This window comes from Shewanella sp. SP1S1-7, from assembly GCF_031932105.1.
Taxonomy (GTDB): Bacteria; Pseudomonadota; Gammaproteobacteria; order Enterobacterales; family Shewanellaceae; genus Shewanella; species Shewanella baltica.
On sequence record NZ_JAUOEU010000017.1, the window covers coordinates 1 to 13,881 of the forward strand.

The 13,881-nt window shown below is 47.2% G+C and carries 9 protein-coding genes and 1 rRNA gene; 7 read left to right on the forward strand and 3 right to left on the reverse strand.

Annotated features, from left to right (window positions below):
• Positions 1–79 precede the first annotated feature (79 nt).
• Together rrf and Q4Q49_RS13760 are read left to right on the forward strand one after the other, a co-directional pair.
• Positions 80–195 (forward strand): 5S ribosomal RNA (gene rrf, locus Q4Q49_RS13755).
• A gap of 312 nt (positions 196–507) precedes the next feature.
• A complete protein-coding gene (locus Q4Q49_RS13760) occupies positions 508–1,782 on the forward strand; it encodes a CinA family nicotinamide mononucleotide deamidase-related protein (RefSeq protein WP_311999605.1) in 1,275 nt (424 codons plus the stop codon).
• Between the two features lie 108 nt (positions 1,783–1,890).
• Here the strand turns inward: Q4Q49_RS13760 and Q4Q49_RS13765 are convergent, their stop codons facing one another.
• Complete coding sequence (locus tag Q4Q49_RS13765; protein WP_259523760.1) at positions 1,891–2,436, reverse strand: DUF1439 domain-containing protein; 546 nt, start codon at positions 2,434–2,436, stop codon at positions 1,891–1,893.
• Positions 2,436–5,105, reverse strand: a complete 2,670-nt coding sequence (gene ppc / locus Q4Q49_RS13770) for a phosphoenolpyruvate carboxylase (RefSeq protein ID WP_220591377.1) — start codon at positions 5,103–5,105, stop codon at positions 2,436–2,438. The genes Q4Q49_RS13765 and ppc overlap by 1 nt, the downstream gene beginning before the upstream one ends.
• Before the next feature lie 624 nt (positions 5,106–5,729).
• On the opposite strand from ppc, the gene argC reads away from it, so the two are divergent.
• The 5 genes from argC (at position 5,730) to argH (ending at position 11,219) form a co-directional block, all read left to right on the forward strand.
• Complete coding sequence (argC, locus tag Q4Q49_RS13775) at positions 5,730–6,710, forward strand: N-acetyl-gamma-glutamyl-phosphate reductase (protein ID WP_311999606.1); 981 nt, start codon at positions 5,730–5,732, stop codon at positions 6,708–6,710.
• A 31-nt stretch (positions 6,711–6,741) separates the two neighbouring features.
• Positions 6,742–7,524, forward strand: coding sequence for an acetylglutamate kinase (argB, locus tag Q4Q49_RS13780; RefSeq protein WP_106649098.1), 783 nt, complete (start codon positions 6,742–6,744; stop codon positions 7,522–7,524).
• A 12-nt stretch (positions 7,525–7,536) separates the two neighbouring features.
• Positions 7,537–8,442 carry an ornithine carbamoyltransferase gene (locus tag Q4Q49_RS13785; RefSeq protein WP_311999607.1) on the forward strand — a complete coding sequence of 302 codons (906 nt, stop codon included), beginning with the start codon at positions 7,537–7,539 and terminating at the stop codon, positions 8,440–8,442.
• Between the two features lie 60 nt (positions 8,443–8,502).
• Positions 8,503–9,741, forward strand: coding sequence for an argininosuccinate synthase (locus tag Q4Q49_RS13790; protein ID WP_006083550.1), 1,239 nt, complete (start codon positions 8,503–8,505; stop codon positions 9,739–9,741).
• Between the two features lie 110 nt (positions 9,742–9,851).
• A complete protein-coding gene (argH, locus tag Q4Q49_RS13795) occupies positions 9,852–11,219 on the forward strand; it encodes an argininosuccinate lyase (protein ID WP_311999608.1) in 1,368 nt (455 codons plus the stop codon).
• A gap of 101 nt (positions 11,220–11,320) precedes the next feature.
• On the opposite strand, the gene Q4Q49_RS13800 is transcribed toward argH, so the two are convergent.
• Positions 11,321–13,855 (reverse strand): PBP1A family penicillin-binding protein, encoded by a 2,535-nt coding sequence (locus Q4Q49_RS13800; protein WP_311999609.1) that lies wholly within the window; start codon positions 13,853–13,855, stop codon positions 11,321–11,323.
• Positions 13,856–13,881: the final 26 nt, after the last annotated feature.

The following is a 13,881-nucleotide window of genomic DNA, read 5'->3' on the forward strand; positions in this document are numbered from 1 at the left end:
GAACTCAAACAAAGCAAATCAGCTTTCCGAATTATTATTAACGTGGTCCAGCGATGGACACGGTAATAAACAGAATTTGCTTGGTGACAATAGCCTTGTGGAACCACCTGATCCCATCCCGAACTCAGAAGTGAAACGCAAACGCGCCGATGGTAGTGTGGGGTCTCCCCATGTGAGAGTAGGTCATCGCCAAGCGCCTAATTATCTCATTGAGATGTAACGAAGCCAGCTGAATAAGCTGGATTTTTTGCGTCTGCAATTTGTCAATTCCAGCCTAGTTTGTCCTCAATTTATTAGTTTCTCTTCAATTTTCTCTCTACAATTACTTTCTTTCACGCTCCACGACATTAATAATTCTTGTACCTTGGCTTTTATTTCAGCAGTTATTCTGACAATGCTTCGATTTCGCTACAGCGATCTGAGTTCTAGATTGCGCCTAGCTATTGCTATTAGTTAAGCGGTTACTTACCTTATGTTTTAATTGATTGAGGTAGATAAGGATCTGAGATGAAGTTAGAGATGATTTGTACTGGGGAAGAGGTGTTGGCGGGGCAAATTGTTGATACCAATGCCGCTTGGTTTGCCAGTACTATGATGGAGCATGGTGTCGAGATCCAGCGTCGAGTGACAGTCGGCGATCGCCTCGAGGATTTGATTGCAGTGTTCCAAGAACGTAGCTTACACGCCGATGTTATTTTGGTTAATGGTGGTCTCGGGCCGACGAGTGACGACATGTCAGCTTTAGCGATGGCGAAGGCTAAGGGGGAACCATTGGTTGAGAATGTGGAATGGCGTGAGCGTTTAGAGGAGTGGTTTACCCGTAATAACCGTGAAATGCCTTTAAGTAATCTCAAGCAAGCCATGCTGCCAGCTTCGGCTGTGATGGTTGATAACCCTGTGGGAACCGCCTGTGGCTTTAGAGTTAAGCTTAACCGCGCGTGGTTATTCTTTACACCGGGCGTGCCTTTTGAGCTTAAGCACATGGTTACAGAGCAGTTTGTGCCTTTTATTCGCGATGAGTTTAATCTTGATTCCAAGGTTGCCTTAAAAAAATTATTAACGATAGGCCAAGGCGAGTCGGCGTTGGCAGATAAGTTAGAGCCACTAGAGCTGCCAGAAGGTATTACTATTGGTTACCGTTCTTCTATGCCGCATATTGAGATTAAGATTTTTGCCCGTGGCGAGAAGGCGATAGCGGTATTACCTCGAGTCGCTGGGCACATCAAAATGGTGCTGGGCACTGCGGTAGTCGCGGAAGACAGAGCCACTCTTGCCGAAGAAATTCATTATAAGTTACTCAACTCCGGCTTGACCTTAAGCGTTGCAGAATCCTGCACTGGCGGCATGATCACCAGTCAGTTGGTTGATTTTTCTGGTAGTTCATCTTACTTGCAGCACGGATTAGTGACTTACAGTAATGAATCTAAAGTGCGCGTGTTAGGTGTAAATCCTTCAACCTTAGATGATCATGGCGCTGTCTCCATTGCGACTGTAGAAGAAATGGCAAAGGGGGCAAGGCAAATATTGGACAGTGACTATGCGCTGGCAACCAGTGGTATTGCGGGACCCGATGGTGGCTCAGACGAGAAGCCTGTGGGCACTGTGGCGATTGCCTTAGCAACTCGCGGCGGTGTTTATAGCCAGATGATTAAACTGCCACGACGTTCGCGGGATCTGGTGCGTAGTTTAAGTGCTGCGGTGGCTTACGATATGTTAAGACGTGAGCTTTTAGCTGAAGCTGTGATCGTCGATTATCAGTCGATTGGGCGATTCAGTAAGTAACTTTTCATACAAGCTTAAAGATTTATTGGTTTACGCCTGTTTAAACGTATTACCAAAAATGCTCCCGAGGGAGCATTTTTTATGGCGGATGATCCACAAAATAATCGGTTATTTCGTGAATTTCAGTACTAATTTGCCAGGAGCAACTTGAATGCTTTCAGTCATCTTCGCCATCAGAGCTTGGTTACTGTTCTTAGTATCAAGCACATACACAGGCTGGTTTTCTAAGAATTGTCTTAGATAACCCATCACCTGCGGTGTGGCACTGCTGATCGCCTTTTCAATATCTTTTGGTGTTGACTCCACTTTGACTAATTCGAGCTGGCGCAGATAGACACTGTGCGTTGTGCTGTCATACCAAGGCTTGGCCTCAAAAGTCGTCGTGAGTTTGGCACTCAATGGAAAGATTGGATTCTTAATTGATACTTGCGTTGCAGCACTTACGCTCATAGTGTCAGGTTTTACACCTAGCTTGACACTGATGTCGTTAATGCGCACTTCTGCGCCAACTAATTGATTGCCTTGTTTAATCTCAAAATGGATCTCTTTACTGAGGTACTGCTCCATTTCGTGCTCGCTGATACTGTACTGCGAGACGCAGCCGCCAAGCAGTACAGTCAGTCCCAAGCAAATCGTGCGGGAAAGTTTTTTCATTAACCAGTGTTTCTCATTCCCGCTGCCACACCTGCAATAGTCAACATTAGCGCTAGCTGCACATGTTCAGACGCGGGAGTTTCGGTTGTTTCCTTACGTGTCCGCGCTAATAGCTCGGTTTGTAAGAAGTTTAATGGATCGATATACGGATTTCGCAGTTTTACTGACTCGCGATTCCACGGCGTATGCGCCATTAAGCTATCTGATTTTGTCAGTTCAAGCACGACTTTAATGCCCAGATCTAAGCGTTGGCGCAAGGTTTCGCCTAAGTGATGCAAGTCTTTCGGTACTAAACAGGTTTCGTAGTAGCGGGCTAAATTAGGTTCCGCCTTGGCGTAGACCATTTCTAGCATTGAAATGCGAGTGCTGAAGAAGGGCCATTCCCGCTCCATATCTTGCAGTAAGCCCATCTCACCGCGTTCACTGGCGGCTTGAAGTGCCTCACCTGCGCCGAGCCATGCAGGTAACATCAAACGGTTTTGCGACCAAGCAAAAATCCATGGAATTGCCCGTAGGCTTTCAATCCCACCATCGACACGACGTTTAGCTGGGCGGCTGCCGAGTGGCAGTTTTCCTAATTCCACCTCTGGCGTTGCCGCGCGGAAATAAGCCACAAAATCAGGTTCATCACGCACTATGCCACGGTATGCACCCACGGATTCTTCTGCAATACGTTGCATGCAATCGCGCCATTCTTGTTTAGGCTCTGGCGGTGGTAACAGGGTTGCTTCTAATACGGCAGAGGTATACAAGGCTAAGCTTTGAACCGCGAGTTTTGGCAAGCCAAACTTGAAACGGATCATTTCGCCCTGTTCAGTCACACGAATACGACCATCTACCGACCCTGGTGGTTGAGATAGAATCGCTTTATGTGCTGGACCACCGCCGCGACCAATACTGCCACCACGACCATGGAATAACGTGAGCTTGACGCCCGCTTGTTTACAGACGGCCACTAACTGCTCTTGAGCGTGATACTGAGCCCAAGCCGCCGCCATTACGCCGGCATCTTTAGCAGAGTCAGAGTAGCCAATCATCACTTCTTGCATGCCCTTGGTATAACCACGATACCAGTCGATGTCGAGTAAATCGGTAATACAGGCTGCGGCGTTGTTTAAGTCGCTTAAGGTTTCAAATAGCGGTACTACGCGCATTGGGTGCGAACAGCCCGTTTCTTTGAGTAACAGTAAAACCGTTAATACATCCGATGGCTTACCCGCCATCGAAATCACATAGGAGCCAAGTGCTTTAGCCGGATGTTTAGCAATTAAACGACAGGTATTAAGCACTTCGGCCACATCGGCTGACGGCTGCCAGTTACTTGGGATCAGTGGACGACGGTTGCTAAGTTCGCGTAATAGGAAGGCTTGCTTCTCAGTTTCATCCCAATGGTTGAAATCACCCATGCCGAGATAGCGAGTTAATTCGGCGAGCACATCGCTGTGACGGCTGGCGTCTTGGCGAATGTCGAGTCTGAGCATGTGAATGCCAAAACAGGCGAGACGACGGAGAATATCAAGTAATAGACCGTTGGCTATTAAGCGCATACCGCAGTCGGTCAAACTCTTATAAAGCATTTCTAACGGCGCTTTGAGATCGCTTTCTTGCCAAATCAGGCTCGACTTATCGACTTCAGGATTGTGGCCTTCGATGCGCGCATTTAAATAATCTATGGTGTCACGCAGTCTTTGACGAATAGATCGCAACACGTGGCGGTATGGCTCGCAGCTGTTGTTGGTGTAAGCCTTTAACTCATCATTGGCTTCTTCCATCGACAGCTCGCCAACCAGTAGGACTATGTCTTTTAGAAATAATCTGGCGGCGGCATGGCGGTTGCGATCGAGCACCTCTTGGGTGACCTTCGCGGTAACAAAGGGGTTGCCGTCGCGATCGCCGCCCATCCAGCTTGAAAAACGCACTGGCGCGATATCAATCGGTAATTGTTGACCCGTGCGTTGCTGCACTTGGTCGTTAAGCTGTCTTAAGAAGTCTGGCACCGCATGCCAGAGTGATTCTTCAATGGTCGATAATCCCCAGCGGGCTTCATCAACAGGTGTTGGGCGCTCACGGCGGATCTCATTGGTGTGCCAGATTTGCGCGATCAATTGGCGCAGGCGCAGACTGATTTGCTGACGCTCTCTATCTGATAATTGGTCGTTTTCTTGCTCAGTTAAGCAGTCGACAATGGCGGCGTATTTTTGGATCAGAGTGCGACGGGAAATTTCAGTGGGATGCGCTGTCAGCACTAGATCGATATCCAGTGTCTTAAGGCAGTCGAGCATTTTCGTTTGGTCTACACGGCCATTTAACATGCGGCCTAGCAGCTGTTCCACGGGATCTGGTACGCAGACGAGTTCGTCGCAGTTGCGGCTAATGGTATGAAATTGTTCAGATAAATTAGCTAAGTTGAGGAACTGGTTAAATGCCTTTGCAAACGGAACTAATTCTTCGTCTGGCAGGGCGGTGAGTAACTCGAGCATTTGCTCTCTAGCGGCTTGATCGCCCCGGCGTGAATCTTTAGCAAGTTTACGGATCTGTTCAACCTTCTCGAGAAAAGAGTCCCCGAGGTGGGTGCGCATAGTGTCACCGAGGATTTGTCCTAACATACTCACGTTCGATCTTAATGACGCATACATATCGGTCATATTGTCTGCCTTGGTTACAACCATAGTTACTCCGAATAGAAAAACATGAAAATTCCGCATTGCATTTAGCCCGTTAGCACAATACCTATCACTTGGGGCAATGGTCAACAGAAGAACTTATAACTTATACGACTGGCTTATCTAATATGCAACTAATCGCAATGATCGTTGAGGAATATTCAATATAAATGCGAAGCTACGCAATATTTTGTGATGATTAGCGTAAGTGAATATGAAGTGCATCATTTTCGGCTTTGCAGGCATGTATCTTAGCTGTTAATAAAAAGGACTGATTTTGGCGCAAATTAACCCTAGATAACTGAGTTATTAACGAGTTAGCTGAACGGATGATAGGCGGGCGAGATTTGCATTTCAGTAAGAAATATAAAAATAAATTAAAAATATATATTCACATATATTGCATAAGTAGATCTTTGTGGTAGTCTAACCTGCAGTTGAGATGAGTCACCCCCTGTGACCTGTAGAGTAAATATCATGATTCAGAGCATTAACCTGACAGTGAATAAAATAACAACCAATTACGATTTCCTGCGACGATAATCTTGTCATCATAGATATGCGCAGTTGCGTGTACGCTATTCATCTATTCTTTAAGTTTCTTTGATTCGGTTAATAAGACAACAACACATGAAAAATATCGCCATTATTGGTGCCAGTGGTTACACAGGCGCACAACTGACCGCTTTAATCTATGAAGAAGCAGAACTGACGATTCAGGGTTTGTATGTTTCTGAAAACAGTTTAGATAAAGGTAAGCCTTTAGCGGATTTGTACCCTAGCTATAGCCATATCGCATTAACGCTGTCGCCATTGTCCGATGACGCTAAGTCAAAAATCGTTGCCGAAGCTGATGCCGTGGTATTAGCGACTGAGCATTCAGTGAGCTTACATTTAGCCGCTTGGTTTTATAGCCAAGGGTTAGCGGTATTTGATTTAAGCGGTGCTTATCGTTTCAGCGATGTGGCGCAATATCCTAAGTGGTATGGCTTTGAGCATGAATATCCTGAAGTTTTAGCCAAAGCCGTATATGGCCTTGCCGAATGGAATGCTAAAGAAATCGCGGCGACTAAGATGATTGCCGTGCCAGGTTGTTATCCAACCGCATCACTTACAGCGTTAAAACCGCTGGCGAGTTTACTGACATCGGCTTATCCGGTGATCAATGCCGTAAGCGGCGTAACGGGTGCGGGCCGTAAGGCGCAGTTACACACCAGTTTTTGTGAAGTGAGCCTGACACCTTACGGCGTATTAGGCCACAGACATCAACCCGAAATCGCCACTCAGCTTGGTCAAGAAGTGATATTTACCCCGCATCTTGGCAACTTTAAGCGTGGCATTTTAGCGACTATTACCGTGCAGCTAAAACCAGGCACTACGACTGCCGATGTGGCAGCGGCCTATAGCGTATATGCCCAGGCGCCATTGGTCACCGTGAAGCATAATCAGTTCCCTAAAGTGGACGATGTGGTGCTGACACCTAACTGCCACTTAGGTTGGAAGTTTGATGAGAATAGCGGTTACTTAGTGGTAGCCAGTGCAATCGATAATTTGATGAAAGGTGCTGCCAGCCAAGCGCTGCAATGCATAAAGATTCATTTTAACCTTTAATTGTTCATCCTTATTTAAGAGAGTCGTCAAGATGTCTACAAACAACTCAGTATTAGTTCTTAAAGTTGGTGGCGCACTGCTGCAGTGTGAAATGGGGATGGCGCGGTTAATGGATACGGCTGCGGCTATGTTAGCCAATGGTCAGCAAGTGTTGATGGTGCATGGCGGCGGCTGTTTGGTGGATGAACAGTTAGCGGCTAACGGCATGGAAACCGTCAAGTTAGAAGGTTTACGTGTGACTCCGCCTGAGCAAATGCCGATTATTGCCGGCGCATTGGCGGGCACTTCGAACAAAATTCTGCAAGGTGCAGCGACTAAGGCTGGGATTGTGAGTGTGGGCATGAGCCTCGCCGATGGCAATACTGTATCGGCAAAGATTAAAGATGAACGTTTAGGCTTAGTGGGCGAAGTCACGCCAAACGATGGCACTTATCTTAAGTTTATCCTCGCCCAAGGTTGGATGCCGATTTGTAGCTCCATCGCCATGATGGACGATGGCCAAATGCTTAACGTCAATGCTGACCAAGCGGCGACGGCCTTAGCCAAATTAGTGGGCGGCAAGTTAGTGCTGCTGTCGGATGTGTCTGGTGTGCTCGATGGTAAAGGCCAACTCATCCACAGTTTAAATGGCAAGCAGATTGCAGACCTTGTAAAACAAGGTGTGATCGAAAAGGGAATGAAGGTCAAAGTTGAAGCTGCGCTCGAAGTCGCGCAGTGGATGGGGCAGGCGGTACAAGTTGCCTCGTGGCGTGATGCAAGCCAATTAATCGCATTAGCAAAAGGTGAAGCCGTAGGAACACAAATCCAACCATAAGTGGAGTAGGTTATGAAGCATTTACTATCGATAAAAGAGTTAACCCAGCAGCAGTTACTCGATCTGATTGCCTTGGCAAAAACGATCAAAGCCAATCCGGATGAGTATCGCCACGCGCTGGATGGCAAGAGTGTGGTGATGTTGTTTGAAAAGCCCTCGCTCAGAACACGCGTTAGCTTTGATATTGGTATTAATAAACTTGGTGGCCACTGTTTATACCTAGACCAACAAAATGGTGCGCTAGGTCAACGGGAATCGGTTGCTGACTTTGCTGCTAACCTGTCTTGCTGGGCCGATGCGATTGTGGCGAGAACCTATTCGCACACCACCATTGAGCAATTAGCCGAGTGTGGCACAGTGCCCGTGATTAATGCCTTGTCGGATCTTTATCATCCTTGCCAAGCATTAGCCGATTTTTTAACACTGGCCGAGCAGTTTGAGGATGTCAGCAAAGCCAAATTAGCTTATGTTGGTGATGGTAATAATGTCACTCACTCGCTGATGTACTGTGCGGCTATTCTCGGTGCTACCATGACAGTGATCTGCCCAGCGGGTCACTTTCCTGATGGCTACGTAGTGGCAGAAGTGCAAGAGCTTGCTAAGCGATATGGCGGTAAGCTGGTACTGACTTCAGATATCGATGCGATTGAAGGTCACGATGCGATTTATACCGATACTTGGATTTCAATGGGCGATCCCACTCCGCTAGCGGATATCAAAGCGAAGTTTGCACCATACCAAGTCAACAAAGCCTTGATGGCGAAAGCGGGCGCTAACTTCTTTATGCATTGTTTGCCCGCCCACCGCGGTGTAGAAGTAACAGATGAAGTGATGGACGGTGCAGGCTCCTTAATTCTGCAGCAAGCCGAAAATCGGATGCATGCCCAAAATGCGGTACTGGTAACCTTATTTAGTTAAATTAACCCTGTTTAGCAGCCTGTTTTCTCCTAGGTGAGAAACGAGTCATAGGAATTTAAGATGTCTATCGAGATAAAAAATACTGGCGTGAAAAAAGTGGTTTTAGCCTATTCAGGTGGTCTAGATACCTCGGCCATTATTCCTTGGTTAAAAGAAAACTACGATAACTGCGAAATCATCGCATTCTGCGCCGACGTTGGCCAAGGCGAAGAAGAGCTGGTTGGCTTGACTGAAAAAGCCTTAGCTTCGGGTGCGTCTGAGTGTCATATCGTCGACCTGAAAGAAGAATTCGTTAAAGAATATATCTACCCAACGATTGCGAGCGGTGCGATTTACGAGGGCACTTATTTACTCGGTACGTCAATGGCGCGTCCTATCATTGCCAAAGCACAGGTTGAAGTGGCCCGTAAAGTGGGTGCCGATGCTTTATGCCACGGTTGTACCGGTAAAGGTAACGACCAAGTACGTTTCGAAGGTTGTTTCGCTGCATTAGCGCCTGATTTAAAAGTGATTGCACCATGGCGTGAATGGACCATGCAGAGCCGTGAAGATCTACTGGCCTATTTAGCCGAACGTGACATTAAGACGTCAGCGTCAGCGACTAAAATCTATAGCCGTGATGCCAACGCTTTCCATATTTCCCATGAAGGTGGTGAGTTAGAAGATCCATGGAACGAGCCAAGCAAAGGTGTGTGGACTCTGACCGCCGATCCTGAAGATGCACCGAACAAGCCTGAATATGTGTCGCTAGAAGTAGAACATGGCCGTATCACGAAAGTGAATGGTGAAGCCCTAACGCCTTATGCTGCACTGATGACATTAAACGCGATTGCTGCACCACACGGTGTGGGTCGTATCGACATCACAGAAAACCGTTTAGTGGGCATGAAGTCTCGTGGCTGTTACGAAACTCCCGGCGGCACTGTGATGTTCGCTGCGCTGCGTGCGATTGAAGAGCTGGTACTCGACAAGACTAGCCGTAACTGGCGTGAGCAAGTTGCCGCACAAATGGCGCATTTAGTGTATGACGGCCGTTGGTTCACGCCACTGTGTAAGTCACTGTTGGCAGCATCTGAGTCACTGGCAGAATCAGTTAACGGTGAAGTCGTGGTTAAACTCTACAAAGGCCAAGCGACGGCAGTGAAGAAACGTTCACCTAATAGCTTGTACTCTGAAGCGTTTGCCACCTTTGGTGAAGATCAAGTGTACGATCAAAAACATGCAGAAGGCTTTATCCGCCTGTACTCATTAGCGAGCCGCATCCGCGCACTCAACGCTAATGACGTTAAGTCTAAGTAATAGGTCGTTTAAAAGGGCGCCTAGCGCCCTTTTTTTGTTTCTAGGTTTTGATCAAGTTTTTTGATTCAGATGAGTCGATTTCAAATCAGCAGTGAGTAAGGGGAGTTAGCATGGCTTTATGGGGTGGAAGATTTCAGGGGGAAACGAGCGCGCTATTCAAATTATTCAACGATTCGCTACCCGTGGATTATCGCCTGTTCGAACAGGATGTGATCGGCTCTATCGCTTGGGCTGATGCGATTGCTAGCGTAGGTATTATCACAGCCACTGAATGCAGCGACTTGAAAAAAGCACTCAATGATTTGCTAGTAGAAGTGAATGGCGATCCAGCGATTATTCTCGCGTCGGGCGCTGAAGATATTCACAGTTTCGTCGAGTCGGCCTTGATTGCCAAAGTGGGCGATCTCGGTAAGAAGCTGCACACTGGCCGTAGCCGTAACGATCAAGTTGCCACCGATTTAAAGCTTTGGTGTCAATCCGAAGGCAAAGCATTACTCGCGCGCCTTCACAGCTTACATGCTGAATTACTGGCGTTGGCTGAGCGTGAGTTTGATGCGGTAATGCCGGGTTACACTCACTTGCAGCGCGCCCAACCTGTGACATTTGGCCACTGGTGTTTAGCCTATGTAGAAATGACTGAGCGGGATATCAGCCGTTTAGCCGATGCGTTAACCCGTGCGAATACCTGCCCATTAGGTTCTGGCGCCCTTGCTGGCACCGCCTATAAAATGGATCGACATGCACTGGCTGCCGCGCTGAACTTTGCCTCGCCGACGCTCAATAGTTTAGACAGTGTGTCAGACAGAGACCACGTGGTAGAGCTTTGCTCAACGGCATCGATCAGCATGATGCACTTAAGCCGTATGGCTGAAGATTTAATTTTCTTTAACTCGGGCGAAGCGAACTTTATTTCCCTTAGTGATGAAGTGACCTCGGGTTCATCTTTGATGCCACAAAAGAAAAATCCTGATGCATTAGAGCTTATCCGCGGTAAAACGGGTCGTGTATATGGCAGCTTAGTGGGCATTCTCACCACCATGAAAGCACTGCCTTTGGCGTACAACAAAGATATGCAGGAAGATAAAGAAGGCCTGTTTGATGTGGTCGATAGCTGGGCAATTTGCCTCGATATGGCGGCGTTAGTGTTATCGGGTTTAGTGGTGAATCGTCCGAATGCGCTGTTAGCCGCGCAGCAAGGTTATGCCAATTCTACTGAGCTTGCTGATTATCTCGTGTCTAAAGGTATGCCATTCCGTGAGGCGCACCATGTTGTGGGTGAAGTCGTGGTTGCCGCGATAGCGAAGCAAATTCCGCTCGAGGATTTCTCCTTGGCTGAATTAAAAACTTTTGCCGCTATCATTGAAGATGATGTCTATCCAAACCTGACTATTGAAGCTTGTTTAGCGAAACGCGATGTGCTTGGTGGGACAGCACTGCCGCAAATTCAGCAGGCGATAGCGGCTAAAAAAGCCCGCTAAGGCGAGTTGTTCAAATCAACAAGCCAATAAAAAAACGCGACTTAAGGTCGCGTTTTTTATTGGGTCATTCCGAGTCACGGCAATGACGTTTTATGACTCGTTTATTGGAATAAATCATCGGTAGGTGCATCGATGAAAAGGTTATTTTCATCCTGCGTTTCACTAATGTATTCCTTTGGCTCAGTGCCCGAGATGAAGTACTCGAACGCACTGGTATAGTCGGTTTTACGGGTAAGTTTACCTGTCGCTAAATCGATGCGTACCGAAACTATGCCTTCTGGCGGAATCGATGTGCTTTCAGGTGTGCCTTGTAAGACACTGTTCATAAACTCGTTCCAGCCCGGACCTGCCGTTTTCGCGCCCGCTTCGGCGCCAGTTATCTGATCTTTTTCGCCATTGGCATTCCATGCGGTTCTGCCTAGTTGTCGACCGTGATCGTCGAAACCAACCCAGAATGTACTAGTGAGTATCGGGCTAAATCCACTGAACCACGTATCGCGAGATTCGTTAGTTGTACCCGTTTTACCTGCAATATCATGACGCTTTATCAATCTTGCCGCGCGCCAAGCTGTACCTTGCCAACCCGTGCCTTTGCTCCAATCGCCGCCACCCCAGATCACGCTCTTTAATGCTTCGGTGATGAGGAATGCCGTTTGTTCTGAAATGATCTGAGGTGCAAAGCGACCCGTTTGCTCAAAACACTGGGCAATAGGTGCACTCGATTCAGCGCTAGAGTCTCCACTAACACTGAACGCCATAGGATCGCTTGGTGTAAATGGTTGGCTAAGACTTTGGCTAGGTTTACAGGCTAATGTTGGATTGGCTTTTTCAATCACATTGCCGTAGGCATCTTCGACGCGATCGATATAGAAAGGCTCGAGTAAGAAACCGCCGTTAGCAAACACGTTAAACGCAGTAACCACTTGTAATGGTGTTACTGAAGACGAACCTAAAGCTATCGACTCGTTACGCGGTAAGTCATTAGGATCGAAACCAAACTTAACCAATTCTGCAATGGTGGCATCGAGCCCAACATGGCGCATTGCACGTACAGACATCACGTTAATTGACTGCGCTAAGCCAACACGTAAACGGGTTGGGCCGCCATAGATATCTGGCGAGTTTTTAGGGCGCCATGCAGTACCTTGGCTGATATCGGGTTTATTGATTGGTGCATTGTTAATTAGGGTTGCTAAGGTAAAGCCTTTCTCTAACGCTGCAGCATAAATAAAAGGTTTAATGTTTGAGCCTAATTGCCGTTTCGCTTGAGTGACGCGGTTGTATTGGCTTTGGCTAAAGCTATATCCGCCAACTAGAGATCGAATCGCACCATTTTGTGGGTCGAGTGACACAGTCGCGCTGGCAACTTCTGGTACTTGCGATAACTGCAAATATTGACCGTTATCACGGATCCAAATACGTTCACCGACCTTGAGCATGTCAGAGGCTGACTTAGGAACGCTGCCTTGACGCTTATCGGTAATAAATTTACGCGCCCACTTCAAACCATCCCAAGCAATGATTTTAGTTTCGCCCTTGGCGGTCATGACGCTGGCTTGTTGATCTGCCACGCTGATGACGGCTGCGGGTTGCAGTTCTTGAATCGAAGCCACCTTAGCCAGTTCAGCCTTGATTTGAGCTTGTTCTGGTTTCTCGTCTGTCCACAACACAGCGGCAGGACCACGATAGCCATGACGCTCATCATAGGCATAAACGTTATTGCGTAGCGCTTGTTGAGCCTTCAGTTGTATATCCGATGAAATGGTCGTGTAGACGTTGTAGCCATTGGTATAGGCTTCTTCTTCACCGTACTTTTGTACCATATAATCCCGTGCCATCTCAGAAATATACGGGGCATAGAGATCAATTTCGGCGCCATGGTATTTAGCAATCAGCGGTTCTTGTAAAGCGGCTTGGTATTCAGCTTGGCTGATATAACCTACTTCATTCATCCGCATGAGAACGACATTACGGCGAGCGACAGCACGAGAAGGTGAGGTCACAGGGTTGAGTGTTGAAGGCGCTTTGGGTAAGCCGGCGATCATACTCATTTCTGAGAGTGTAAGATCTTTAACATCTTTACCAAAATAAACCTGTGCAGCGGCACCAACACCATAGGCGCGTTGGCCTAAGTAAATGCGGTTCACATAGAGTTCTAAAATCTCATCTTTGGTAAGTAATTCTTCAATGTGATAGGAAATAAAGATCTCCTTCACTTTACGAATAATCGTTTTGTCGCGGGTTAAGAAGAAGTTACGTGCGACCTGCATGGTAATGGTACTCGCACCTTGCTTCTTTTCTCCTGTGGTTAGCATGACTAATGCTGCGCGAAGTACGCCAACAGGATCAATACCACCATGTTCGTAAAAACGCGCATCTTCAGTTGCAATAAATGCTTGAAGCAAGGGTTTTGGTACTTCGTCTAGCTTCAATGGAATGCGACGCTTCTCACCAAATTGTGAAATAAGTTTGCCGTCACTGCTGTAAATGCGTAAAGGTGTTTGAAGTTGCACATTTTTTAGTGTTGAAACATCCGGCAAATCCGGCAAAACATAAAAGTATGCTGCCACAATGGCGCCTACGCCTAAAAGGGCTAGACTGAATAGTGCTATAACAATACGTTTTAACCACTTCACCAAAATTTATCCTAATGTTCCGTTAA

Bases quoted from the DNA above. Each gene is read 5' to 3' on its own strand.
- Q4Q49_RS13760 (WP_311999605.1), top strand. From the start codon at position 508: ATGAAGTTAGAGATGATTTGTACTGGGGAAGAGGTGTTGGCGGGGCAA.
- Q4Q49_RS13785 (WP_311999607.1), top strand. From the start codon at position 7,537: ATGAAGCATTTACTATCGATAAAAGAGTTAACCCAGCAGCAGTTACTC.
- argB (WP_106649098.1), top strand. From the start codon at position 6,742: ATGTCTACAAACAACTCAGTATTAGTTCTTAAAGTTGGTGGCGCACTG.
- argC (WP_311999606.1), top strand. From the start codon at position 5,730: ATGAAAAATATCGCCATTATTGGTGCCAGTGGTTACACAGGCGCACAA.
- Q4Q49_RS13765 (WP_259523760.1), bottom strand. From the start codon at position 2,436: ATGAAAAAACTTTCCCGCACGATTTGCTTGGGACTGACTGTACTGCTT.
- argH (WP_311999608.1), top strand. From the start codon at position 9,852: ATGGCTTTATGGGGTGGAAGATTTCAGGGGGAAACGAGCGCGCTATTC.
- ppc (WP_220591377.1), bottom strand. From the start codon at position 5,105: ATGGTTGTAACCAAGGCAGACAATATGACCGATATGTATGCGTCATTA.
- Q4Q49_RS13790 (WP_006083550.1), top strand. From the start codon at position 8,503: ATGTCTATCGAGATAAAAAATACTGGCGTGAAAAAAGTGGTTTTAGCC.